The sequence below is a fragment of the Deltaproteobacteria bacterium genome, assembly GCA_029860075.1.
In the GTDB taxonomy this organism is placed as follows: domain Bacteria; phylum Desulfobacterota; class JADFVX01; order JADFVX01; family JADFVX01; genus JAOUBX01.
The window spans coordinates 1-25,026 of record JAOUBX010000041.1 but is presented as its reverse complement, the minus strand read 5'-3'; the positions used below and the strand labels follow the sequence as shown (position 1 = coordinate 25,026).

Annotated in this window: 20 protein-coding genes; 15 read left to right on the top strand and 5 right to left on the bottom strand. The window is 45.9% G+C overall.

Annotated features, from left to right (window positions below):
• The first annotated feature begins 71 nt into the window (after positions 1–71).
• Positions 72–2,759, top strand: coding sequence for a [protein-PII] uridylyltransferase (gene glnD / locus OEV42_12780; GenBank protein ID MDH3975148.1), 2,688 nt, complete (start codon positions 72–74; stop codon positions 2,757–2,759).
• Between the two features lie 2 nt (positions 2,760–2,761).
• Entirely contained in the window at positions 2,762–3,646 is an 885-nt protein-coding gene (gene xerD / locus OEV42_12775; protein ID MDH3975147.1) for a site-specific tyrosine recombinase XerD, read from the top strand.
• Between the two features lie 136 nt (positions 3,647–3,782).
• Here the strand turns inward: xerD and OEV42_12770 are convergent, their stop codons facing one another.
• Complete coding sequence (locus tag OEV42_12770) at positions 3,783–5,714, bottom strand: thrombospondin type 3 repeat-containing protein (protein MDH3975146.1); 1,932 nt, start codon at positions 5,712–5,714, stop codon at positions 3,783–3,785.
• Positions 5,715–6,266: 552 nt separating this feature from the next.
• Between OEV42_12770 and OEV42_12765 the strand changes: the two genes are divergently transcribed.
• The 10 genes from OEV42_12765 to bamD all read left to right on the top strand — a co-directional run bounded on the left by OEV42_12765 (position 6,267) and on the right by bamD (position 17,155).
• Entirely contained in the window at positions 6,267–6,578 is a 312-nt protein-coding gene (locus tag OEV42_12765) for a hypothetical protein (protein ID MDH3975145.1), read from the top strand.
• A 57-nt stretch (positions 6,579–6,635) separates the two neighbouring features.
• Positions 6,636–7,532 carry a restriction endonuclease subunit S gene (locus OEV42_12760; GenBank protein ID MDH3975144.1) on the top strand — a complete coding sequence of 299 codons (897 nt, stop codon included), beginning with the start codon at positions 6,636–6,638 and terminating at the stop codon, positions 7,530–7,532.
• 165 nt (positions 7,533–7,697) lie between these two features.
• Complete coding sequence (locus OEV42_12755) at positions 7,698–9,254, top strand: type I restriction-modification system subunit M (GenBank protein MDH3975143.1); 1,557 nt, start codon at positions 7,698–7,700, stop codon at positions 9,252–9,254.
• Positions 9,255–9,359: 105 nt separating this feature from the next.
• Positions 9,360–9,797: a GxxExxY protein gene (locus OEV42_12750; GenBank protein ID MDH3975142.1), complete on the top strand. Its 438-nt coding sequence runs from the start codon at positions 9,360–9,362 to the stop codon at positions 9,795–9,797.
• Positions 9,798–10,141: 344 nt separating this feature from the next.
• The gene (locus OEV42_12745) at positions 10,142–11,344 is read left to right on the top strand and encodes a restriction endonuclease subunit S (protein MDH3975141.1); all 1,203 of its coding nucleotides are present in this window, start codon (positions 10,142–10,144) and stop codon (positions 11,342–11,344) included.
• A gap of 22 nt (positions 11,345–11,366) precedes the next feature.
• Positions 11,367–12,038 (top strand): four helix bundle suffix domain-containing protein, encoded by a 672-nt coding sequence (locus OEV42_12740; GenBank protein ID MDH3975140.1) that lies wholly within the window; start codon positions 11,367–11,369, stop codon positions 12,036–12,038.
• Entirely contained in the window at positions 12,035–15,283 is a 3,249-nt protein-coding gene (locus tag OEV42_12735) for an HsdR family type I site-specific deoxyribonuclease (GenBank protein MDH3975139.1), read from the top strand. The genes OEV42_12740 and OEV42_12735 overlap by 4 nt, the downstream gene beginning before the upstream one ends.
• On the top strand, positions 15,280–15,990 hold the full coding sequence (locus OEV42_12730; protein ID MDH3975138.1) for a M48 family metallopeptidase: 711 nt from the start codon (positions 15,280–15,282) through the stop codon (positions 15,988–15,990). The genes OEV42_12735 and OEV42_12730 overlap by 4 nt, the downstream gene beginning before the upstream one ends.
• A 337-nt stretch (positions 15,991–16,327) precedes the next feature.
• Positions 16,328–16,720: an endonuclease domain-containing protein gene (locus OEV42_12725; protein MDH3975137.1), complete on the top strand. Its 393-nt coding sequence runs from the start codon at positions 16,328–16,330 to the stop codon at positions 16,718–16,720.
• 225 nt (positions 16,721–16,945) lie between these two features.
• Positions 16,946–17,155 carry an outer membrane protein assembly factor BamD gene (gene bamD, locus OEV42_12720; GenBank protein ID MDH3975136.1) on the top strand — a complete coding sequence of 70 codons (210 nt, stop codon included), beginning with the start codon at positions 16,946–16,948 and terminating at the stop codon, positions 17,153–17,155.
• Positions 17,156–17,561: 406 nt separating this feature from the next.
• On the opposite strand, the gene OEV42_12715 is transcribed toward bamD, so the two are convergent.
• The 4 genes from OEV42_12715 to OEV42_12700 form a co-directional block, all read right to left on the bottom strand.
• Positions 17,562–18,251 (bottom strand): cobalamin-dependent protein, encoded by a 690-nt coding sequence (locus tag OEV42_12715; GenBank protein ID MDH3975135.1) that lies wholly within the window; start codon positions 18,249–18,251, stop codon positions 17,562–17,564.
• Positions 18,252–18,801: 550 nt separating this feature from the next.
• Positions 18,802–19,308 carry a hypothetical protein gene (locus tag OEV42_12710; protein MDH3975134.1) on the bottom strand — a complete coding sequence of 169 codons (507 nt, stop codon included), beginning with the start codon at positions 19,306–19,308 and terminating at the stop codon, positions 18,802–18,804.
• A gap of 21 nt (positions 19,309–19,329) precedes the next feature.
• Positions 19,330–20,373 carry a uroporphyrinogen decarboxylase family protein gene (locus OEV42_12705; protein MDH3975133.1) on the bottom strand — a complete coding sequence of 348 codons (1,044 nt, stop codon included), beginning with the start codon at positions 20,371–20,373 and terminating at the stop codon, positions 19,330–19,332.
• Positions 20,370–21,020, bottom strand: coding sequence for a cobalamin-dependent protein (locus OEV42_12700; protein ID MDH3975132.1), 651 nt, complete (start codon positions 21,018–21,020; stop codon positions 20,370–20,372). Before OEV42_12700 ends, OEV42_12705 begins: the two co-directional genes overlap by 4 nt.
• Positions 21,021–21,374: 354 nt before the next feature.
• Here OEV42_12700 and OEV42_12695 point away from each other — a divergent pair, with 354 nt between their 5' ends.
• The 3 genes from OEV42_12695 to OEV42_12685 are packed head-to-tail and all read left to right on the top strand — an operon-like array spanning position 21,375 to position 24,851.
• A complete protein-coding gene (locus tag OEV42_12695; protein ID MDH3975131.1) occupies positions 21,375–22,016 on the top strand; it encodes a ferredoxin in 642 nt (213 codons plus the stop codon).
• 4 nt (positions 22,017–22,020) lie between these two features.
• Positions 22,021–23,607: an FAD-binding protein gene (locus tag OEV42_12690; protein MDH3975130.1), complete on the top strand. Its 1,587-nt coding sequence runs from the start codon at positions 22,021–22,023 to the stop codon at positions 23,605–23,607.
• Positions 23,604–24,851: an SLBB domain-containing protein gene (locus OEV42_12685; GenBank protein ID MDH3975129.1), complete on the top strand. Its 1,248-nt coding sequence runs from the start codon at positions 23,604–23,606 to the stop codon at positions 24,849–24,851. The genes OEV42_12690 and OEV42_12685 overlap by 4 nt, the downstream gene beginning before the upstream one ends.
• Positions 24,852–25,026 lie beyond the last annotated feature (175 nt).

The following is a 25,026-nucleotide window of genomic DNA, read 5'->3' as shown; positions in this document are numbered from 1 at the left end:
ACCTGCAACACCCCCTCCCGGCCTCTACCCTCAAGGGGCATAAACCCTTAAAACCATATTCCCCAATCCATATGAGAAAGAAAGTTCTTGAGACAATAGAGAGCGCAGGAAAAAGCTGCCTGGATAAGCTCAAACCGCAGGGAAGTGATAATATAAAGATCGTGAAAAATTATCTTTCCATCTGCATGGAGGGGATTAAGGCCGTCCATGATGCCGGTGGCGCCGGTCTTGAAGTGCTTGCTCTCAGGACCATTGTTATAGACAGGCTCCTTGTCAGCCTTTTTGACCTTGCAGGAAAGGAATATTGCCTCAAATACCGCAAGGTGGACCAAAAGTGTACCCTCGTGGCGCTTGGTGGTTATGGCAGGGGAGAACTTTCGCCCGTCTCCGATATCGACATTATGTTTCTTTATCCCTGGAAAGTCGGCTCCTATGTCGAATCAGTCATCGAGCGTGTTCTATATATATTGTGGGATACGGGCCTGGATGTGGGTTATTCGACGCGAAGCATCAGTGAATGCGTAAAAATTTCAAGTGAAATTGTGGCCAAAACATCGCTTGTCGATTCCCGCTATATCTGCGGTGATAAAGCGCTTTACAATGATTATCTAAAAACGCTCAAAAATCAGATCTTTTCCAACGGCGCCGATTCATTTATTAAAGAAAAGATAAATGAAGGAGAGGAGCGGCGAAAGAAATATGGTGATTCCGTTTATATCCTGGAGCCTGACATCAAGGAGGGCAACGGAGGCTTAAGAGACCTCCATACGGCCCTCTGGGCGGCAAAGGTCAAATATAAGGTAGCCGATTTTAAAGAGCTGAAGATTAAAGGCATCATTAATGACAGGGAATATGATGAGGTTCTCAGCGCCTTTGATTTTATGTCGAGAGTACGAAATGATCTGCACTTTATCGTAAACAGAAAGAGCGACCAGCTCACTTTTCAACTCCAGGAAAAAATTGCCCTCAACCTGGGCTACAAGGGGGAGGGGGAAGTCCTCCCTGTAGAACAGCTCATGAAGGATTATTATCTGGCGGCAAACACAATTAAGGAATACTCGGAAATATTTATTGAGCGAAGCCTCAGCCAGTATTCATCCAAAGGCGTAGGCGCTTTTCTGAGCCAGCGGGAGCTATCCGATGGATTCAAACTCTTCCGGGGTGAGATCACCATCGCCCATAAGAACTTTTTCCGGAAACATCCGCCGGCAATAATGAGACTTTTTGAAGTATCCCAGATTCATGGCGCTGAAATTCATTCCTTTGCAAGGGATTGTTTAAGGGCCGGCCTCGATCTCATTGATGATGACTTCAGGAATTCTCAGGAAGTCAACCGGTCATTCATGAATATTCTGAAAAGTGAATGGGATGTGGCGGGCACGATGAAAGTCATGCATAAACTGGAAGTTCTCAACAGATATATTCCTGAATTCGGAGAAGTTAACTGTCTTGTCCAGCATGATATGTACCATATTTATACCGTTGACGTTCATTCTCTTTTTGCCGTTGCCGAACTGAGAAAACTCACCCGCGGCGTATATGAAGACAAATATCCTATCCGTACAATGCTCATGGAGGAACTTGAAAAGCCCGAGGTTCTCTATCTGGCCGCCTTTCTTCATGATATCGGGAAGGGAAAAGGGGGAAAGCATGAAATTATCGGCGCTGAAATTTCTGTTAATATTGCCCGCAGGATAGGTTTTTCCGAAAAGGACGTCCGTGATATAGAGTTCCTTGTCTTAAACCATCTCAGGCTTTCTCATACGGCCCAACGGAGGGACCTGAATGATCCCAAGCTTATTCTTGACTTTGCCCGGGAAATGGGGAGCCTGGAAAGGCTGAAAATGCTTTACCTGCTCACCTATGCCGATATTAAGGCCATCGGTCCCGACGTATGGAATGAGTGGAAGAGTTCCCTTTTTCTTGAACTCTATACCAAAACAGCTGAAGTCTTCGAAAAGGGGACCTTCGAACTGGAAGAGACGAAGGTCAAAGTCGATGAAATTGAAAAAGATGTGGAAGGTATTCTTGGAGATGAGTTCCCGGGAAAGGTTGTAAAAGATTTTATGGATTCCATGCCTGAAAGATACCTGCTTTCCACAACTCCCGAATCAATTGCTTCCCATTTCAGGATAGCCCTGAAACATGAGGACCCGCTTGCTCTGGACGTAAAGCATAAAGAAAAGAGGGGTTATTCACGCATCATAATTACCACTATCGATGCGCCCGGTCTTTTTTCTAAAATCTGCGGAGTTTTGTCGGCAAACAGCATTAATATCCTGGGGGCGCAGATCTATACGAGAAGCAGCGGAGAAGTGATTGATATCTTCCAGGTAAGAAGTGCAATCGACGGGGCTGTTACGGACAGCCGCAGGTGGGACAAGGTGAAAAGTGATCTCATTGATGTTATTAAGGGCAAAGTAAAGGTGGAAAAACTTGTCGAGAAAAAAAGCAAACCTTCCATTCTCGGGGGTAAATACAAGCCATCCATTAAACCGGGAGTATTTATCGATAATAAAATTTCCGATACCAATACGGTAATAGAAATATTCGCTCAGGACCGTATCGGTCTTCTCTACACAATATCGAGTACGCTGCTAAAAGAAGGCCTTTATATCGATGTTTCCAAGATTTCCACCATGGGTGAGCAGGTGACGGACGTTTTTTACGTAAAAGATATTTTCGGGCAGAAGGTTTTTTATGAAAAGAAGCTCCATGAGGTTAAAGAGGCATTGCTCAAGGCCATTGAGGAGGGATAGCCTTGCGGGACGTTCTTGGCGATTTCATAGACTATATTGTCGTTGAAAAGGGTCTTTCAAAAAATACGGTTGACGCTTACAATCGCGATCTCATCCGCTTTGAGAATTTTTTAAAGGACCGAAAGCGGGAGATTATCAATGCCGGGAGAGAGGACGTTCTTGCTTTCATGACGCACCTCGGCAAGAGTGGACTTGGCAGCCGGTCGACGGCGAGAAACATGGTAGCCGTAAGGATGCTTTACCGCTTTTTGAAAAATGAAAGCTATATTGAACAACTGCCCACGGAAAATATCGACCTCCCCCGTTCTTTTAGACGCCTGCCCGATATCTTAAGCCCCTCTGAAGTGGAAAGCCTTTTAAAAGCTCCCGACGTGAATGAAGCTCTCGGCATAAGAGACAGGGCTATGATCGAACTTCTCTATGCGACGGGGCTGAGAGTTTCCGAACTTGTTACGGTGACCATCAACCGGCTAAATCTCGAAGTCGGCTTTCTCGTTGTCATGGGAAAAGGTTCTAAAGAGAGGGTCGTTCCCATGGGTGAAGTTGCCATGGAATGGGTCAAATCCTATATTACTCATGGCAGGGTAAAAATTCTCAAGGGGAGGGAGAGTGAATATCTTTTCATTACTGCAAGAGGCGATAAAATGACGAGGCAGGGTTTCTGGAAAATTATAAAAAAAAATGCTTTCAAGGCAGGTATTTACAAAAATATTTCACCTCACAAATTAAGGCACTCCTTTGCAACACACCTTCTGGAAGGGGGCGCAGACCTTCGTTCCGTTCAGACCATGCTCGGCCATGCCGATATTTCCACCACCCAGATTTATACACACATTAATTCGGAACGTCTCAAAAAGATCTATAAGGATTATCATCCAAGGGCTTAGGGAAAATCGTTCAATCGTTTAAACCGCTTCTTTAACTCCTGTTTTCAGTATTGGACGGTAAAATTAAATTAATAGAGGGGACAGTAAAATACTGTCCCCTCTCATTTGCAAGAGCCTGATCCGGTTAATTGCTTCTTTAAAGCAACAAACTATTCATATATTCAATCACGCTATTGGCATAGGCAATGACTTCGTCAGCGGCCGCATCAGAAATCTTGTTTCCCCGTTGAGCATTGATTTCATTTATGAAGGCATTAAGTTGATTTATGGCCGCATTGATATTATCTTTATCAAGCGATTTTTCAGCATTTTCAACTTTTCCAATTAAGCTGTTTCTAAGTACAGCGTCTATAACACCCTCATTTACAAGCGTGTCAAGCAATTCGATCAAACCACTCGCTGAGTCAATGCACCCGTCGTTATCTATGTCGAAACCGGTTGCGTCCTCGTCGGGGCAATTGTCGTAGGCATCGAAAATCCCGTCACCATCGGAGTCGTCACAGACATCGCCAATGCCGTCGGCGTCCCTGTCGGCCTGATCGGTGTTGGGGGTAAGAGGGCAGTTGTCGTAGGCGTCAAAAACCCCGTCACCATCGGAGTCGTCACAGACATCGCCAATGCCGTCGGCATCCATATCGCCCTGGTCGGCGTTGGGGGTAAAAGGGCAATTGTCGTAGGCGTCAAAAATCCCGTCACCATCGGAGTCGTCACAGACATCGCCAATGCCGTCGGCGTCCATGTCGCCCTGATCGGTATTAGGGGTAAGAGGGCAGTTGTCGTAGGCATCGAAAATCCCGTCACCATCGGAGTCGTCACAGACATCGCCAATGCCGTCGGCGTCCATATCGGCCTGATCGGTATTGGGGGTAACAGGGCAGTTATCGACTGCGTCGAATACGCCGTCACCGTCCGAATCGTCACAGACATCACCAATGCCGTCGGCATCCATGTCGGCCTGATCGGTGTTCGGGGTAAGGGGGCAGTTATCGACAGAATCCATGACACCGTCGCCGTCTGAATCCTTATCATGGGTGAGCTGATACATTCTGGCAAAAATTTCACTGTCTCTTTCCACGCCGTTAAGATAGCCCCAGCTTACCCAGGTAATAACCACCTTGCCATCAGGTGAAAAAGCAACTTTAGCGTTTGCCTGATGATCTTCAGTTGTCATATTAATTTGAAATTCGGGTCCACTCGGTGTGTTATCAGCATCATGCATTTGCCCAAATACGCCAAGACCTGAACCATCGTCTTTATAAGTGATTAAAAGTTTTGATCCGTCAGGCGCTAAATGTACATTGGGAAAAAGATGGCTCATAGAAGGGGCGTAGAACTCATCACCAACAGGCAGCGCATTGGCGTCAAACTTTTGAGCATATCTGTAGCTGCTATATCGAGAGGTCCAGCTTACATAGAATGAACCGTCCGGTTCCTGGTCAATAACGGGGCTTGATTGATGATGCCACGTATAGGTGTTTACCTGCATTTCCGATCCGAGAGGCAAGCCTTCGCTATCAAATCGTTGCAGAAAAATGTCCAGACCGCTTTCACTGTAATTAATACTTTCCCAGACAACGACATAAGAGCCATCATTAAGAATGGCAGCTGATGTAGCATCACATGAATTACCATTTGGAGAAACGGTTAATTCCGGTCCTGTGGGGTCTCCCTTTATATCAAGAATTTGCGCTGATACGTCACCATCCCAGGTACACCATGAAATAATGGAAGTGCCATCGGGCGCTGTTACTATCGATGGGCCATATTGAGAACCGTATGTTCGTGTATTAACCTGAAGTTCATTAACGTCTAATGGAATGCCTTCGCCATTGAATCGCCGGGAGAAAATACCACGACCCCACCAGGGAACTTCATACATCCAGCTTGTCCATACTATGGTAAAAGAACCATCCTTGCCGAAAGAAAGAACAGGCGTATTCTGTTGCCTTACATTATAAGTATTGACTTGAAATTCATCTCCAAGGGGCTCTAATGCAGATGCATAGAGTGACTGATAAGAAAGACTCAGGCAGAATAGCGCAAATAGAAATGTTTTAATTGTTTTCATTTTTCTCTCCAAATTACTGTTAATGTGACATTACCCTGAATACCATGAACGCATACCTTTTAAATTTTCATCATTTTACTCCTTAAAAATGTTTGATTTAGAGCTAGTTGTATCATATTGGTGGCTATTTGTCACGATATATATTGACAAATGTGTACCCTGTCTTGTCTTTTTGACTTTAATCGGTGGATATGGAGGACCATTTATAGCTGCATGGGGATCAATGGGCACATCCCTTCAAAACAGTCAAGATAAATTGTAATGAAGTAGGGTAAATATGTAGAAAAATAGATCTTGACAGGGCTTGTGGGGACAACTATATTTGTTGCCATATATACAAATATGCACGGCATAGCGAATAGGCAAAAAAAAGCCCTGTGCGCCAACACAGGGCTTGTCTGTTCCAGCCGGGTTGACGGGAACAAACATTACTCATGAGGAAATCTTAACTTTATTTTTTTCTCCTGTCAACCTGGGACGGGCCGGCGGAAAGGAGGTCCTTTTTTTAACAGGTTGCTAATTTCAATGTATAAAAAATGAAAGGAGAAAGGCATGGCTTTTAAGACCTACGCAGAAAAGCAACTGATTATTGTGGAAATCAAGCAGTTTATGGCGCAAAACGGCGGTCGCAATTTCGATTGGTATTGCGGTATCGCTGCTGATCCGGGAGAAAGGCTTTTTAATGATCATAATGTTGATGAGCAGAAAGGAGCCTGGATAGAAAGAGACTGCGGCAACGTCGATATTGCCCGTAAAATGGAGAATATTTTCCTTGAATCAGGTTGCCGGGGTGGCGCAGGCGGTGGTGATGAATCTGCGCGCTTTATATACGTTTACAAAATAACACCTTCCACAAAACAGTAAAAGTAAGCGGGACCGTTCAAATGCGGTCCCGCTTTTTTATTTCTTGACAGGAAAAAGATGAAAGTACAGTTAAAAGAGATTGCCCAAATTCAGATCGGCTATCAGCCCCGCGGAAAAATCAGACCTCATATTGACGGTGAATATGAGATTATTCAGTCGAGGGATTTTGATGAGAGAAGAGAACTGGACAGCAGTGATCTTTTATCAATTTCAATTGACAGGGAACCGATGAACTACCGGGTAAGGGCGGGGGATGTACTCTTTATGTCGCGGGGTGAAAATAACTTTGCCGCTATTGTAAAAGGCAAAAAGGACAAGCTTATAGCCTCCGGTGTTTTTTATATTATAAGACCCAATGTGTATGGGACGCTGACGCAGTACCTTGCCTGGTTCCTTAATCACCCCCAAACTCAAAAAAAGCTTAAAGGCAAGGCGCAGGCGCAAACGGTTGCGCTGGTGCCAAAAAAGATACTGGAAAGTATGGAAATCGACCTGCCGCCACTGGAAATACAGAAGAAAATTACCCACATGGCCGAACTCATGAACAAAGAGATTGAATTGCAGACAAGGCTCCTTGAAAAACGTAAACTGCTTATTGATACAAGCTGTCTATCTTTGGCAAGAGACGATTATTCCCATGACGGTAAACTTGATGCGGCTCATATTGAATGGCGTATTTCCGATAATGACTTTTATCTATTTATCGATGAATTAATCAAATCAGGTGAACTGGAAGATGAACTTCTGGAAATTGTGGAACTTATTGCCCAAAGCGGTTATGATTACCTGACAGAAAATCAGAAAGATGATTTTAACCAATATATATGGCATCAATATTATACTGAAGAATGCGGCAGATGCGGCGCTCACATCCCATGGATTGAAATGTTTCAGGCCTATGAAAAGGGTGGTTTTTGCGGCTGGTGCCAACATATGATGGAAAAAGAAAAGTAACTGTTCATCTCACCACTCTTTTGCCCGATAACTGCGTCAAAAATGCTCATTTACAGCAGTAACCTGTGCGTTTTTTTCATGTAATCGAACAAAATAGCGGTAATCTGAACAGTCACATATTGATTCTGAATGGTTACAAAATAATGTGGTTTATGGAGAGATTTGATGACAGGCAAGATTTCACAGAAAGAGATTAACGATACAGCATGGGCGGCATGTGATACCTTCCGGGGCGTTGTCGATCCGGCACAGTACAAGGACTATATCCTTGTCATGCTCTTTCTTAAATACATTTCCGATGTCTGGAAGGACCATTACGAAACATACAAAAAACAATACGGCGATGATGAGGTTCGTATTCGCCGTAAGCTGGAACGTGAGCGCTTTACCCTGCCTGTTGTCGAACTTAAAGATGAAGATACCGATCAAGTGCTGGACACTTTTCTTGCCGATTATTACAGCCTTCATGAACGGCGGGAAAGGCCCAATGCCGGTGAGCTTATCAACATTGTGCTGGACCATATCGAGGAAGCCAACAAGGCCAAGCTGGAAGGCGTCTTTAGAAATATCGACTTTAACAGTGAAGCCAACCTTGGCAAACCGGGGGACCGCAACAGGCGGCTTAAAAACCTGCTTGAAGATTTTGCCAGTGCAAAGCTCGATATGCGTCCCAGCCGGGTCAGTGAAGATGTGATCGGCAATACCTATATTTATCTGATAGAGCGTTTCGGCAGTGACGCAGGAAAAAAGGCGGGTGAATTCTATACGCCCTACAAGGTTTCCGAACTGCTGGCAAAACTGGCTGAACCGAAGGCGGGCGACCGCATTTGTGATCCTTCCTGCGGTTCGGGCGGTCTGCTTATCGAGGCGGGCCGTGAAGTGATGGGAAAGGACTTTGCCCTTTTCGGTGAAGAGGTGAACGGTGCTACCTGGGCGCTGGCAAGGATGAATATGTTTCTTCACGGCATGGACGGTGCCCGTATCGAGTGGTGCGATACGCTCAACAGTCCCATGCTGGTGGAAAATGACAGGCTCATGAAATTCAATGTCGTTGTCGCCAATCCGCCTTTTTCGCTGGACAAGTGGGGCGCTGAGAATGCCGACAAAGATCCCTACAAGCGTTTTATGCGGGGTGTGCCGCCAAAGAGCAAGGGCGACTGGGCCTTTATTCTCAATATGGTGGAGCGGGCCCTTGCCAAGGAGGGCCGCGTGGCCGTCGTCGTGCCTCACGGTGTGCTTTTTCGAGGCGGGGGTGAAGGGCGCATTCGCCAAAAACTGATTGAGGAAAATATGCTCCATGCCGTTGTGGGACTGCCTGCCAATCTTTTTCCTTCAACGTCCATTCCTGTTGCCATTCTTGTTTTTGACCGTTCGCGGGAAAAAGGGGGCGTCAATGAAGGGCGAAAGGATGTTGTCTTTATTGACGCCAGCAGCGAGTTTCAGAGCGGGAAGAACCGGAATACGCTTCTCCATGCGCATATGGAGAAGATTGTTTCCACCTGTAAGGCGCGTAAGGAAGTGGATAAATACGCCTATGTGGCAAGCTTCGATGAAATTAAGGAGAATGATTTCAATCTCAATATCCCGAGATATGTGGATACCTTTGAGGAAGAGGAAGAGATTGATATTGACGCCGTGCAGAGGGAGATAGATGACCTTGAGAAGGAGTTGCTTGATGTGAGGGGCAAAATGGCGGAGATGCTCAAGGGGATTGAAAGATGATCCGCAGATTACGCAGATTTACGCAGATTAAAACTATAAAGTGATTTCTTTTTGTCTTTTATCTGCGCCCATCTGCGTAATCTGCGGATAAAAAAGGGCTTAATAATGTATCAGAAGAAAGAAGATAAAAATATAAGAGACAGTGAAACCTATGCCGTTATCGGGGCTGCAATGGCAGTGCATAAGGAGTTGGGACATGGTTTTTTGGAAGCCGTTTATCAGGAAGCATTGGAACAGGAATTTCAGGTGATGAGGATTCCTTTTGAGCGGGAAAAAAAGCTGCCTGTTTTCTATCGGGGCAAGCCTATCAATGCGCATTACAAGGCTGATTTTGTGTGTTTCGGTTCCGTTATTGTTGAATTGAAAGCACTAAAACAGTTATCTGGAATAGAAGAATCACAGGTTATCAACTACCTTAAAGCATCAGGGCTTAACAGAAGTCTCTTGATAAATTTTGGAGCGAAACAGCTGGAATACAAAAGGATAGTTTTTAATCTGCGCAAATCTGCGTCATCTGTGGATAATGTAGGGGCTGAAAGATGAATCCGCAGATTACGCAGATGGGCGCAGATAGAAAAGATAAAGTCTTGATGAACATGCACTTGAGTTTACCATTTTTACCAAGTGGGAAAAATGGTCAGTGACAGTTTATATTAACTCTGCAACACAATCGTTGCGTTCATAAGATTGTCATTCCCGCATTGTTTTAGCGGGAATCCAGGTTTTAAAAGATATGGATACCCGATAAAAGCCTTCGGGTATGACACACATTTAATTGCCCTTTTAATAACCATTTCGAGGATGTTCTCGGAATGGTAAGAGTTGTTTTTTTAGAAAAAATAATTGCCATCATTGTTAGAGAGTTTAGTACTTGTTGGAGGATATGAATGACGAATTGGAAGTTTGTCAGGTTAGAGGAAATTGCCACAGTGGAACGTGGAAAGTTTTCTGCACGACCGAGAAATGACCCAAAATACTATGGTGGGAATATTCCTTTTCTACAAACAGGAGATGTAGCCTCTGCAACTGGAGTGATTGAGTCTTATTCTCAGACATTAAATGATGAGGGCCTTAAAGTCAGCAGACTATTTCCTGCCGGAACGTTGCTTATTACTATTGCCGCTAATATTGGAGATATTGCTGAGGTTGGTTTTGACTTTGCATGCCCTGATAGTCTTGTTGCCATTCGGCCCCAAAAGGGTACTAGTAAGGACTGGCTTAAATATTTCTTGCAAACTCAAAAATACTACTTTAAGTCACGAGCAACTCAGAATGCACAAGCAAATATTAATCTTCATACTATAAAGCCATTATCCGTAAATCTTCCACCCTTTAACGAACAAACCGCTATTGCATCCCTCCTTTCCACCTGGGACAAAGCCATTGAAAAAACGGAAAGGCTGATTGGAGCAAAGGAAAGCCGATTTAAATGGTGGCTCAACAAATTATTTATTGATGGAAGCGTGTCAGATGAATGGAAAAGTGTGAAATTAGGGGACGTTGCCACTATTTTAAAAAAGTTACCCTTGTCATCTGTTGAAGGCAAAACACTTCTAACTGTTAAGCTGCATTGCCTCGGAATTGAAGCAAACACTCGTATTAAACCAAAGTTAACGGAGCGCGGCCGCCCATACTATACCCGTGAAGCTGGTGAATTTCTAATCGGACGCCAGAATTTTCACAATGGGGGGTTCGGTATAGTTCCTGCTCATCTGGATGGTTACATTGCATCAAATGCAATCACATCATTATCGTTGAAGAGTTATAAGTTAATTTCAGATTTTCTTTTTTATTATTTTTGCCGACGTGATTATTATAAACGTGTTGGTCAGATCATGGATGGTACAGGGCAAAAGGAATTGTCGGATAAACAAATACTGAAGTTGAAACTTAATCTCCCTAACTTGAATATACAAAAAACAATAGCCGACACCCTGAACACCGCTCAACAAGAAATCAACCTGCTTAAAAAACAGCTCAATGCTTACAAAACCCAAAAACGCGGCCTCATGCAAAAGGTTCTCACCGGCCGGTGGCGGGTGAAGGGGGCACAGACTTGCACGGACAGCACGGACAGGGCAGGGACGTAGTAAATGTTTGAAGGGGGGGAAGATGTCTGAAAAAGAACCACTAATCCCTAAACACGGCGGCTACCGCAAGCTGAAAAGCTTTCAGGTGGGCCAACTCGTTTATGACGTGACGGTGCGCTTTTGCGACCGCTACGTGGACCGCTTCAGCCGCACGCGGGACCAGATGGTGCAGGCGGCGCGAAGCGGCGTACAAAACATTGCCGAAGGAAGCCAGGCGTCGGCCACGTCTAAAAAGACGGAACTGAAATTGACCAACGTGGCGCGGGCCAGCCTGGAGGAGCTTCGCCTCGATTATGAGGATTTTTTGAGGCAGCGGGGGATGCCTATGTGGGAGCCGGACCACCCGGCACTCATGCGCTTCAAGGCAAGACGCTGCAAAACCCTGGATGATCTACGGAACTGGGTGGAGGAGGAACGGGCGCTCTGGAGAGAGCGCAGGGACAGTTATGGTCATGCACGGACAGACAGGGACAATAAAGCCGAAAAAGAGAAGTCCCTGGCAGTCGGTGAAGGTCCGTGCAAGTCTTTGCCTTCCGAAGTTCTGGTTGCTAACGCTGCACTTTCCCTCCTGAATCTCTGCTGCTACCTCCTCGACCGCCAGCTTGCCACACTGGCAAGTGATTTTGAAAAGGAGGGTGGCTTTACGGAACGTCTCTACCGTGTTCGCTCTGCCGAAAGGAAGCGAAGCAAATGAGTGAAGACAGGACGACCTATTCAACAGGGGGCTTCCGCTTTAACGAAAAATACCTCTCCCAGATTCCGGCGCTGCAACTGCTTATCAACCTGGGCTATGAATATGTGCCGCCAGAGCAGGTCTATGCCCTTCGCAAGGGAAGTACGGGAAATGTCATCCTTGAAGAGGTGCTGGAAGCGCAGCTTAAGGAGATTAACCGCATTCATCATAAGGGCCGTGAGTACCGTTTCAGTGAAGAAAACATCCAGACGGCTCTTCAAAAACTTAAAAACGTCAAGTTCGATGGCCTTCAGAAAACCAATGAAAAGATATTCGACCTGCTAACGCTGGGCACTTCGCTGGAACAAAGTATTGAAGGCGATGCCAGAAGCTTTAACCTCTACTACATTAACTGGACCAACCCCTCAAAAAACAAATTTCATGTAACGGCGGAATTTTCTGTCGACCGCACGCGGAGCGATAAAAAAAGGCGACCCGACATTGTCCTTTTTGTTAACGGCATTCCTCTCGTTGTTATGGAGTGCAAAAGCCCTGAAATAGAAGTGAAAGAGGCCATAAAACAGTCCATCCGCAACGAGCGGGAAGATAACATTCCCAAACTCTTTGCCTATGCCCAGGTGGTGATGGGCATCAACAAAAATGAAGCGACCTATGGCACGGCAGGTACGGCGGAAAAGTACTGGGCTCACTGGCAGGAAAGGGAGAAGGTTGATGAAAGGCTTGCCCGAATGGTTAATCAGCCCCTGAGCCGCGAGAGCAAAGGGTCGCTTTTTTCAGGTGACTTTGCCCCGGCAAGGAAGTTCTTCCATAGTCTTGCGCAGGAAGGCGGCAGGCAGGTAACGAAGCAGGACAGGGCCATTTACAGCCTCTGCCGGCCTGAAAGATTGATTGAACTTGCCTGTCACTTTACCCTCTTTGACGGCGGCAACAAGAAAATTGCCCGCTACCAGCAGTATTTTGCCGTCAGACGGATTATGAAGCGAGTCAAGGAATTCGATGAAGCGGGTATCCGCAGAGGCGGTATTCTCTGGCATACGCAGGGTTCGGGCAAGTCGCTGACCATGGTCTGGCTGGCAAGGGCGCTTGTTATGGACAGGTCTATCATCAATCCGCGGATCTTGCTGGTAACGGACCGCGTCGATCTCGACGAGCAACTGGGCAATACCTTTGCCTCCTGCGGACTCGATAAAAAGAGGGCCAAAACGGGCCGTCATCTTCTGGAACTGGTCTGCGAAAAGAAGGCCTCCATTATTACCACACTGGTTCACAAGTTCGATAAAGCCCTTAATGTGAGAAAGCATGTGGAAGATTCGGCAGAGATTTTTATCCTTGTCGATGAAGCGCACCGGACGCAATTTAAAGGACTCCATTCGCGGATGCGGCAAATGTTTCCCCGTGCCTGCTATATCGGTTTTACCGGCACACCGCTCATGAAAAAGGAGAAGAACAATTTCGTCAAATTTGGCGGCCTCATTGACGCCTATCCTATCGATGAGGCCGTGAAAGACGGCGCCGTGGTCCCCCTTTTGTACGAGGGCCGTCATGTGGAGATGGAGCAGAACAAAAAGGCCATCGATCTCTGGTTTGAACGGCATACGCAGGGGCTGACAAAGGAGCAAAAAGGGGACCTGAAAAAGAAGTATGCCAGGGCCAATATGCTGAGTAAGGCCGAGCAGGTGGTTTATATGCGGGCCTTTGATATTAGCGAGCATTTCCGCAGCAACTGGCAGGGAACGGGCTTAAAGGCGCAGCTGGTGGCGCCTCTCAAGGTGACGGCGCTCAAGTACAAGGAATACCTCGATCATATCGGTTATGTTAAATCAAAGGTGATTATCTCGCCGCCCGGTAAAAGTGAGGGCGATGAAAAAGTGGATGATGAACCGGAAGACAAGGTTCAGAAATTCTGGACCAAAATGTTGAAGCGCTACATTTCGGAAGAGGCCTATAACAAGGAAATTACGGAAAGGTTCAAATATGAAGAGGAGCCGGAAATTCTCATTGTCGTCGATAAGCTCTTAACCGGCTTTGACGCCCCCAGGAATACGGTGCTTTATCTCTGCCGTACCCTTCGGGGCCATACATTGCTCCAGGCCATTGCCCGTGTAAACCGCCTTTACGAAGATGAACTGACGGGCGAGCCCAAGGATTACGGTTATATTGTCGATTATGAAGGTGTTTTGGGTGAACTGGATAATGCGCTAACCTCATACAAGGAACTGAGCGGTTTTGATGAAGAAGACATTAAGGGTGCCTTGAGAAGTATCGATGAGGAAGTGAAAAAACTGCCCCAGCGGCACTCCGACCTCTGGGATATTTTCAGAGGCGTCGAGAATGAACATGACGAAGAAGCTTATGAGCTTATGCTCGGTGATGAAATACTACGTCACGATTTTTATGAAAGGCTTTCCGATTATTCCTTTACCCTGGGGATAGCCCTTTCATCGGAGCAATTTGTCATGTCTGTGTCGGATGCAAAGCTGAAACAGTATAAAAATGATTTGAAACACTTCCAGAAAATGAGGACGTCCGTCAAACTGCGTTATGCAGAAACCATCGATTACCGCCGCCACTATGAACCGAAGCTGAAAAAGCTTCTTGATACTCATATTTTTGCCAGTGAGGTTTATCAACTCAATGACCCCGTCAACATCTTCGACGAAGATACTTTTCTTAAGGTAAAGCAGGAGCAGGGCATTTATGAAACAAAAACGAAAGCCGCACGGGCCGATGCAATCGCTCATGCAACGAAAAAGGCCATTGCCGAACATATGGGAGAAGATCCCGCCTTTTTTACAAAGTTTTCAAAGCTCATTCAGCAGGCAATCGATGATTTCAGGGCAAAGAGAATTTCAGACCTGGAATACCTGAACAGGGCAATCGATATTCGTGGCAAGGTTGTCCGCAGGGAGCATGACGATATGCCTGAGGCTATTGGTGATGACCATGAGGCTATGGCTTTTTTCGGTATTATCAAGCCCTTTTTCGATGGCAAGGGCATCGATGCCAAAAGGTGTGAAAATATTGCAAGCGATACGGCTTTAGCCATACGCCATATAGTGAAACGTAACTGGAAGGTTAATTTTATTGACGATTTTGACGCGCAAAAGCAAACCATGAATGAAATTGACGATTATCTTTATGACGAGGTGAGGGACGGCGCGGGGATTGACCTGACAATGGAAGAGATGGACGCGATTATAGAAGATTCCCTTAAATTGGCAAAAAACAGGAATCGCCAATCATGATGGAAAAAGGAATGATTCATTATGGCGGGGAGCAAATCGGCTTTAATGTGCTCTTTGTGAATCGAAAGACAATGGAGATTGCCGTTCATCCCGATAAACGGGTTATTGTCAAGGCGCCTTTGGATACCGATTGGTCTCATATTGAAAAGCGCGTCAGGAAACGCGTGAGATGGATAGTTAAGCAGATAGTCCACTTCAGTCAGTTCGAGCCAAGAACTCCGCCGCGCAGCTACGTGAGCGGCGAGACTCACCTTTACCTTGGAAAGCAATACCGTTTAAAGGTTATAACGGGTGAGAGGGACAGTGTAAAAGTTATGCGCCGTCAAATGATGGTGACAATAAAAGGTCGGATAAGCGCCGACAGGGTAAAGGATTGCCTTTTGTCATGGTACCGTAAAAAGGCATGGGAAAAGATGCCGCAGATTTATGAGACGGTTATGGGGCGCTTTAAACAGCACGGTTATGACTGCCCGCAACTTCAAATCCGGAAAATGAAGACAAGGTGGGGCAGCTTATCCCAAAAAGGAAGGCTTACACTTAACCTTTCATTAATCCGTGTGCCGAAGGATTGCATTGAATATGTCATTACCCATGAACTCTGTCATATTCAGTTTAATGATCATAGCGCCGGTTTCTATAAGCTGCTTGAAGAGCTAATGCCGGACTGGCAGAGAAGGAAGAATCGCCTGGAAATAACAACGCTTTAGGATGATGTCCTGGAAGGGTTCAAGCCGATTAATCTGTTTAAACGGCTTGATCGCTTGAAGGGTTTAAAAGTTTCGATATCTGTCACAAATTTCCTGTTTTTTCATTTTTTATCAATGTGCTATAGTTTTGCCTGATTAAGTTAAATGGGGTGGTATAAGAGTAATGTAAATGATAGTAACCCCCTCAATCCCCCTTAGCCCAAGGGGGAGGTTTTTCCGCTTCCTGATAAGGCAAAAGGGATTATTGCACCTTTTTGGCCAAGAAGGGGCATATTTGCTCCTCCCCTTGGGCTAAGGGGAGGTTGGGAGGGGTTACTATAATAATAAAGAAGGTCACATGAAACAGACTTATAACAGTCAAGCTCTAAAGGATCGGCGAATAGAGCTTCGTCGCAATCAAAGTTTAGCGGAAAGAATTCTTTGGCAAAAATTGCGGAACAAGCAATTTAGAGGATTGAAGTTTTTTCGTCAATACAGCGTTGGTTCCTATATCCTCGATTTTTACTGCCCCAGGTTGAAACTCGCTATAGAGTTGGATGGCGGGCATCACTCGGAGAAGGAGATCATGGAATATGATGAAGCGCGAACTGATTATCTGAAAACACGGGAGATAAAAACCATACGGTTTTGGAATAATGATGTTTTGCAGAATATAGAAGGGGTGTTTGATGCATTGGAGGAATTTGTCGGTAACACCATTAATGATAGTAACCCCCTCAATCCCCCTTAGCCCAAGGGGGAGGTTTTTTGTTCAACCCAAAGCAATCCCTTAACAAGGGCCAACTGACAGCGGGATATATTTCAATTAAGGTGAAATTCATCCAGCCCTTTTCCGGTTCCTGACCCGACAGGATGAAAAGCATTGCGGCTTTGCATATTTAAGATTAAGATAGCCCCGTAAATCCTGTCAAAAGAGACTAAAGGAAAGAGACAATAAAATCTTAAGGAGTATTCTATGAAAAGACTGATTACGATAGTATTAATGCTGGTCCTTTTTGCCTGTTCAGGTTCCGGTGCAAAGGAGCTTTATGAAACGGCACAGTTTGAGGAGCTTCAGAATAATCACAAACATGCGGTAAGCTTATATGAGGAGATCATAAGGGATTACCCGAAAAGTGAATATTCGCAGAAGGCGAAAGAGCGGCTTAAAGCCCTTAAAAAGTAATAAAAGGAAGTGAAAGTACTGTTTTATGTAAGAGAAATTGGCTCATTCGTATTTTAGTTGAAACAAGCCATCTTAAGCACAGGGGCGCAGAGACACAGAGGAATATGAAAGAAAGATGAGGTTTTTGCAAAAGTACAAAGAGGCTGTCATTCCCGCTCGCCCGAACAAAGTGACAAAGTGTCCTTGGGGTATAAGTGGGAATAGGGTGTTTTGTTACAGAAAACCATATCCCCGATTGAACATTTCGGGGATGACAAAGAGTTTTGCAAGGGCCTCAGATATCAGGCTTTTTAATAGGCATTATATTTGTATTAAAGGGTCTTTTGCTTTTTCACCAATCTCCGTGTCTCTGTGGTTGGTTAATAGGGTTTTCAACTTTATCAGGAAAGAACCAAGAAATTCTCAGTTAGCAGAGTTCTTCTTCAAAACGCTTGATAATCCCCAGGGCGTCTGAAGCATTGTGGCCCATGGCATGAGCGCCGACTTCTTTCCAGAGGTTCTTGTCCTTACAAAAGGGCGCCCCACCTGCAACGACTTTTATGTGAAGACCTTCATCTTCCAGGGCCTCTATGAGCTGTTTTGTTAACAGAGCCGAGGAATCCATGAGGCTTGAAATGAGAAGAATCTCCGTCTCCTTTTGTTTGCACTTTTCCACAATATCATGGATGAGGAGCCCATAGCCGAAATCGATGACTTTGTAACCGGCTGTTTTGAGGGCGTAAATGACTATTTTTTTACCGAGTGTGTGAAAATCACCCAGCGTGGCAATGGCCAGGTTGGGTTGTTTTTTTTTAGGAAGTGTTTCGTTGACGAGCATATTATCAAGAATAGCATTACAGATATGGCTGCCAATATATAGCTGGGATAGAGGTGTAATCCCACATTCCCAGTTTTTCCCTATTCGTTCAAATGCCGGGGTTATGAAATTGTCGCAAATATAGAGGAGCTTCTCTTTCTTAGCCAGCTCTCTTAGAATCTGCTCTGCCCTGGATTTGTTCATAGAGAGCAGGGCATGAATAAAGTTATCTTCGTATTTTTTGTAATCGATCCCTTGTCTGTTCACAGGTTTTGAATCCCTGGCGGTTGCACTCTCCATGGACGGGGATAAAGTGGATGTGTCGTCTCCGCGCTCATATCCTGCTGCTTGCGGCAGGGTGTGATTCTTGGAATTAAGAAAGTGTTGATATGGAAAGACTATCTGACAGTGAAATGATTGTCAACTCAGGCTGTTATTTAAACCTGGAAAGGGCCCTTTCCAGGAGTCTGTCGGACTTAGTAAATTGTAGCGAGAAAAATGCAGTAGTGTCCGGGTAGGATTTTGCAGAAATGTAAGAACCCCATCCCCCTTCTGACCTCCCCCTTGAAGGGGGAGGAACAGCGGTGCAATTTCCTAACCGGATAATGCCGGCCAAAAGGGCGTTTTCGCAGTAGATTTAATACTTAATAAGTGGTATGCAGGGAGAGAAATGTTTTTGACTTTGATGCCGATAAGGGATTACCCCAAAAGTGAAAATTCACAGAAGGCGAAAGAGCGGCTTAAGGCCCTGAAAAAATAAAAAGGGGCAGGCAGAAGGGATTTCAAAAAAAGAGGGGGATGGACCAAACCATCCCCCTCTGTCATATTGATAAAAATTATGAGACAATTACTATTGGCCTGATGTGTGGCAGAAAACGCAATCCCACCCTTCATTGCTTGCCCGCTGATGATGCCTCTGGGTAAGGGACTCATCAGGTATGGGTCTTTGATAGGTAACGCGCATTTGTTCCGGCTGATTATGGCAGACCGAGCAGGTTCTTATTATGTTAAGAGTACTTGAACCATCGTCATTTGTTATAATGTTGTGACAATCGAGACAACCTAAACCGCCGCTATTTATCAGCGCATGATGCCTTGAAGGAATATCCGTAGGGTCTGGACGATCGACACTTTCATGACAGCGGCGGCAGTCTTCATCATTTTTTACCTTTATCGTGATTTCCTGACTGAAGGTTTTATCGAGAACACTATCCCCATTATTATCGATGGCAAAAGTAATGTTATACTCGCCGGCCGGCAGGTCTGAATTGTTTAAAAGAGAAAGGTCTTTGAAAGAAACGAGAGAACCGTTGTATGCGGGAACAGGATGTTTTGGGTGTGATATATTCTGCTGCAAAAAAATATATTTTTTTGCCTTTCAGATGGATATGGGGTATTTGCCCCATTTATGGACGGCATTTGAAATTGCCAGCAGGACCTCTTCCGGTATCTGCCAGGGAATTTCTCCATGATTGTCGGAAAGGATAAGTCCTCCTCCGGGAGCGCCTTTTTTGATGGTTTCCTTAACGATTCTTTCTGTCTCTTCTTCAGTCCATCGGCGCATTTCGATACCGTTCAGGTTGCCAAGGATGGCCAGCTTTTTCCGGCAGTTTTTTTTGAGAGATTCCAGGTTTTCAAGCGCGCTCACTCCAATCACATTGGTGCCGCTTTCTATCAGTTCATCCACAATGGGCAGGCACAGCCCCGATGCCATATGGGTTGCCGTAGGTCCATTGATTCGGGCAATGGTTCGTTTGGCAACCTTAAATCCCGTTTCCAGGTATTTTTCTTTGGGAATAATCGTTATTGAAGATACAGGGTCGAAATAGCAGATTGCCGTAGCCCCTGCCTCCAGTTGGGCATTTGCCCATTCTGTACAGAAATTTTCATTAATCGTCATTAATTGTTCAAACAGGCGGGGTTGTTCATAAAGAAAGTGTATATACTTTTCAAAACCCATCTGCATAACAGGCAGGGAAAAAGGAGACATAACAACGCCGATAATAGGCACGTCATTGCCCACTTCTTTTTTCAGTCCTTTTGTTGCCTCAATGACTTTCTGTAAACAGGGCGCGTCTGCTACCGGCGGTGGAGAGAGCTTTTCAATTTCCTCCCATTTATTTATGAGCGGTTTTCCTGAATTTGGAGGCCCGTCCTCGCGGTAAAAGACCTCGCCACCCATGGCCTCTACTTCAATGGGCGCATAAAAAAAGGTGTAGAAGCAATCATGGCGGTACTTTTTTCTCATGCGGAGCTGGCCTTCGATAACATTGGCTGCTTTTGAAAAGTAGTCCTTAATCGGTATGCCCAACTCGATTGCGCCATGCATGGTCAGCAGCAGGAAAAAGGGGACACGATCAGGCTCCCGGAATGAAAGCGCCGTCAAAAGACGACTCATGGGTGTAAATGCTTTTTCATTCATTTGAGTTCTCCTGACAGGCGTTTGACTATTCCCAGCGCATCGGAAGCGTTATAACCCATTGCATCTGCGCCTACTTCTTTCCAGAGTTCTCTGTCAAAGTAGAAAGGCGCGCCGCCGACGATAACTTTTACATGAAGGTCCCCATCCTTTAAGGCCTCTATCAGATGTTTGACGAGTAAGGCCGACGGTAACATAAGAGTAGAAACAAGAAGGATTTCTGTTTTATTCTCCTGACACTTATTGACGAGGTCATGAATGAGGAGGCCGTGTCCAAAGTCATCTACTTTATAACCGGAAACTTTCAGGGAATAGAAGACTATTCGCTTGCCAAGCGTATGAAAATCACTCAGTGTTGCTATAGCCATAGGAGGTTGTTTCTTTTGAAAAGATTCTTTGGAGAGCAGCATTTTATCGAGAATAGTATTGCACATGTGGCCGCTAAGGTATACCTGCGCCAGAGAAGTAATCCCCTTTTCCCAGTCTTTTCCGATCCTTTCCAGGGCCGGGGCAAGAAATTTGTCCCCAATAGTTATTAAACATTCTTCTTTGACCAGTTCACTTAAAATCTCCTCTGCCCTTGCCTTGTTTATGCTTAGGAGAGCGTGAATAAAGTCATCTTCATATTTTTTAAAATTTGCATTATTCATATACACCTGCGTCAAAAGGATAGCGTGGTATTTTGTCTCCCTATTTGATTATTGATAAAATCAAATGTAAAAATAGAGGAACAACTTTTATTAAGGTCTCATATTGATAGCTTAGCGAGCAATATGTCTATTGTCAAACCTTACAGGCAGCCCGGGCAGCCTGTAAGGTTTTGGCAACAAATATTTGAGGCGAGTCAAGGGCTGTTAATGGGTGGGGGCTTATTTTGAGATTTGAGATGATAGCTCTCTGTGTTATTATGTGTAGCCTGATTTCTTTGAATCCAAAGAGGCCGGGGATTATCTTAATTATCCTGTTTTGTAAAAACCGGTGAAAGTAAATGAGGTATAAAAAAAATGGCCGAAGGAACGATTGAGGTCAATATAAACGGAAAGGATATCAAGCTTCCTCATGCCATGTCGGCTATTCAGGCCATGTGGCATGCGGGATACCCCATGGTTCACGGCGTCGGTTGTCTTGAGGGGGTTTGCGGCGCCTGCAAGGTGCTAGTAAGGCGTGCCGGCGGATCGGAAATTACGACGGAACTCGGTTGTCAGACAATTGTTGAGAAGGGAATGCAGATTATTTTTCTCGTTTTTCCCACATCCAACCATCATCACTACCAGCTTGAAGATTTTCAGAATTCCTGGGATACGCAGGCCCAGTTTCATCAGGTCTTTCCCGAGGCAATTAACTGCCGCCATTGCAGCGGCTGTACCAAGTCCTGCCCCAAGGATATCGATGTTGAAAAGGGGGTTGAACTGGCCGTTGCAGGGAAGTTCAAGGAGTCGGGTGAACATTTTCTGGAATGCGTCATGTGCGGGCTTTGCCTTACCTCTTGCCCTGAGAGAATTACACCGAATCATGTCGGTCTTTTCGGCAGAAGAATTACCGCTTATTTTCATATTCGCCCTTCAAACCTGATTAACCGGTTAGAGGCCATGAGAAAAGGTCTCTATCCTGTTGAATATGACGAAAAAACTGAAGACAGGGAATAATTTCATGGCAAAAGGAATAAAAAGAGCGGAAGCTCTAAAAATATACGGGCAGCTTTCCGGTGATGTTTCTTCACCTGAAGAGGTGGATGTTCCCGAACTTTTGAAGAAATATCACCCTGATTATGTTGAGGGAACAATGGTTCCACTCACAATCGGTCCCAATGCCGGTGAAATGTGTCACAGCCAGCTTGCCGGTATTTTGCAGGCTGATGCTGTCATCGAGGAAGCTGATCTTGCCGGTGCGCCTGTTTATGAAACGGATGTTCTCGTCATCGGCGGCGGCGGGGCGGGCTGTGCCGCAGCTCTGACGGCTGCCAAGGAAGGGGCAAGGGTCATCCTTGCTACCAAGCTCAGGCTCGGTGATTCCAATACGGTAATGGCTGAGGGGGGCATACAGGCTTCTATCGGCAAGGACGATACACCGCAGATGCACTTTGACGATACCATTAAAGGTGGGCATTTTGTTGCCGATTCGGGACTTGTCAAAAGCCTCGTTACCGATGCGCCCGACACGATCAGGTGGCTTATAGGCCAGGGGATGCAGTTTGATGAAGACCGTTTCGGCGATCTCATGCTCCGTCGTGCAGGTGGGACATCGGCAGACCGTATCGTTTACTATCGTGACTATACGGGCCTTGAAATGATGAAGGCGCTTCGTGAAGGGGTACTCAACAGCGGAGTCGATGTGTGGGAGTATAACCCTGTCGTCGAGCTTCTTTCTAACGAATCGGGCCACTGTGCAGGGGCCGTCGTGCTCTCGCTGAACAAGCAGAACTATACCATAATAAAGGCACAGGCCGTTATTATGGCTACAGGCGGCATCGGCCGTGTTCATCTGAATAAATTCCCCACTTCCAACCATATAGGCGCCACGGCAGACGGCCTCGTTCTTGCCTATCGCCTGGGTGCTAAACTGAGAGATATCGATTCATTCCAGTATCATCCCACAGGCATGGCCTATCCGAGCCATATGTCGGGCTCGCTTATTACGGAAGGTATACGTTCCGCCGGAGCAAGGCTTTTAAACGGCAAAGGGGAACGTTTTATCGATGAACTAAAAGCAAGAGACTGCGTTACTTCTGCCATCCTCAGAGAGTGCGCTGAGGGGAGGGGTGTTTTTACTGATGATGGTATCCAGGGCGTCTGGCTCGATACGCCCTATCTTGAAAAGAAAGAGCCCGGAATTTTACAGAAGCGCTTTCCGAAAGTTCTTCAGACGGGGAAAATGTGCAATCTCGATCCTGAAACAGAACCGCTCATGGTTTATCCTACGCTGCACTATCAAAATGGCGGCGCTGTTATTGACGAAAATGGTCAGACAACGGTTCCCGGCCTCTACTGTGTGGGGGAAGTAAGCGGTGGAATCCACGGCAGAAATCGTATCATGGGTAATGCCCTGCTGGAGATTATCTGCTTTGGACGACGTGCCGGACAGAGTGCATCAGCCATTTCTCATGGCAGGGGCCATAAGAAAGTGACAATAGAACACTTAAGCAGGCTCAGGCGTGAACTGACCCACGCCGGTATGAGCATGGAGAAGAAGAGCCCTGTTCTCTTTCCTGATTATGCCAAGAGGGGGAATGGGAAATGATTAAACTTAATCAGGTATTACTGCATGAAAATATCCGTTTCGGGGCTGATTTTCAGCGCTGGCTGGAAGTTGGGGGAGGGGAGGCGCTGAGAAAGGCCCTTTCCGATCCTGCCGCCGTTCTTGAAATGGTGAAAGAGGCGGGGCTCCGGGGACTTGGTGGCAGCGGCTTTCCTGCACACATTAAGTGGAAATTTCTTGTCGATAAGAAGACCAAAGGTGACAAATATCTTATCTGCAATGGAAATGAAGATGAGCCGGGAACATTTAAGGACCGGGTGCTTATCGAGGAAACACCGCACCAGCTCATTGAAGGCGCACTTATTGCGGCCGTTACGACAGGGATTAACAAAATCGTATTCTACATTAATCCCGAACTCGACCGTGCCCATGCAGCCATGGAAGAGGCCCTTATGCAATGGCGGGAATCCAACCTCTACGACCTTGTTAATGAACATACCGGTGGACGTCTGGAGTTGAGAATTCACCGCACCTCGGGCCATTATATTGGTGGTGAAGAGACGGCGGCCATCGAATCGGTAGAGGGGAAGTTCCCCTTCCCCAGGGGGAAACCGCCTTATCCTGCCGAATCAGGCGTATTCGGCTGCCCCACACTGATAAATAATATGGAGACACTCTGCAATGTTTCTCATCTTGTTAGAAACGGCGCCCGGTGGTTTAAGGACCTTGGTGTTGGTGAAGCGACGGGGACAAAGATATTTTCTCTCAGTGGCGATGTTTTAAAGCCCGGTGTTTATGAATTGCCCATGGGAACACCGCTGGAAGTATTGATCTTCGAGTATGGCGGCGGCATGCTTCTCGGTAAGGAGCTTAAGGCCGTTTTTACGGGTGGGCCGTCAAATACGATCCTCACGAAAGAGGATCTCGATGTTAACCTCGATTTTGAATCGGTAAAAGAAAGACGCTCGGCCCTTGGTACAGGGGCCATGATCGTTATTTCCGAAGGGACGGGAATCGTCAAACGTGTTGCCGAGTATGTTAACTTTTTTGCCCATTCCTCATGCGGCCAGTGTCCGCCCTGTAAATCGGGGACCTATTACATTTCTATGCTTCTCGATAAGATCGATACGGGGAGGGGGAGAAAGAGTGACCTCGATGCCCTGAAAAATCTCAGTGAAATTTTACCCGGTGGCGGGCGCTGCCACCTTCTCGATGGAGCAGTAAAAGTTCTCGACAGTTCGCTTTATCACTTTATGGATGAGTATGAGAAGTCATTGAGGGATTGACGGAATTAATTTTAATTAATCTTTGAAATCCCCATCCTTTGTGCGGGGTTAGAGTTAAAAGGGTATGCCATAATAATTTTACTTTTCTTTTGCGGACAAAGAAAAGTAACAAAAGAAAGGCCGCCCAAAGCCCGGTTAAAACCGGATAAGTGCCTTAACGAAATAACTTCCTGTA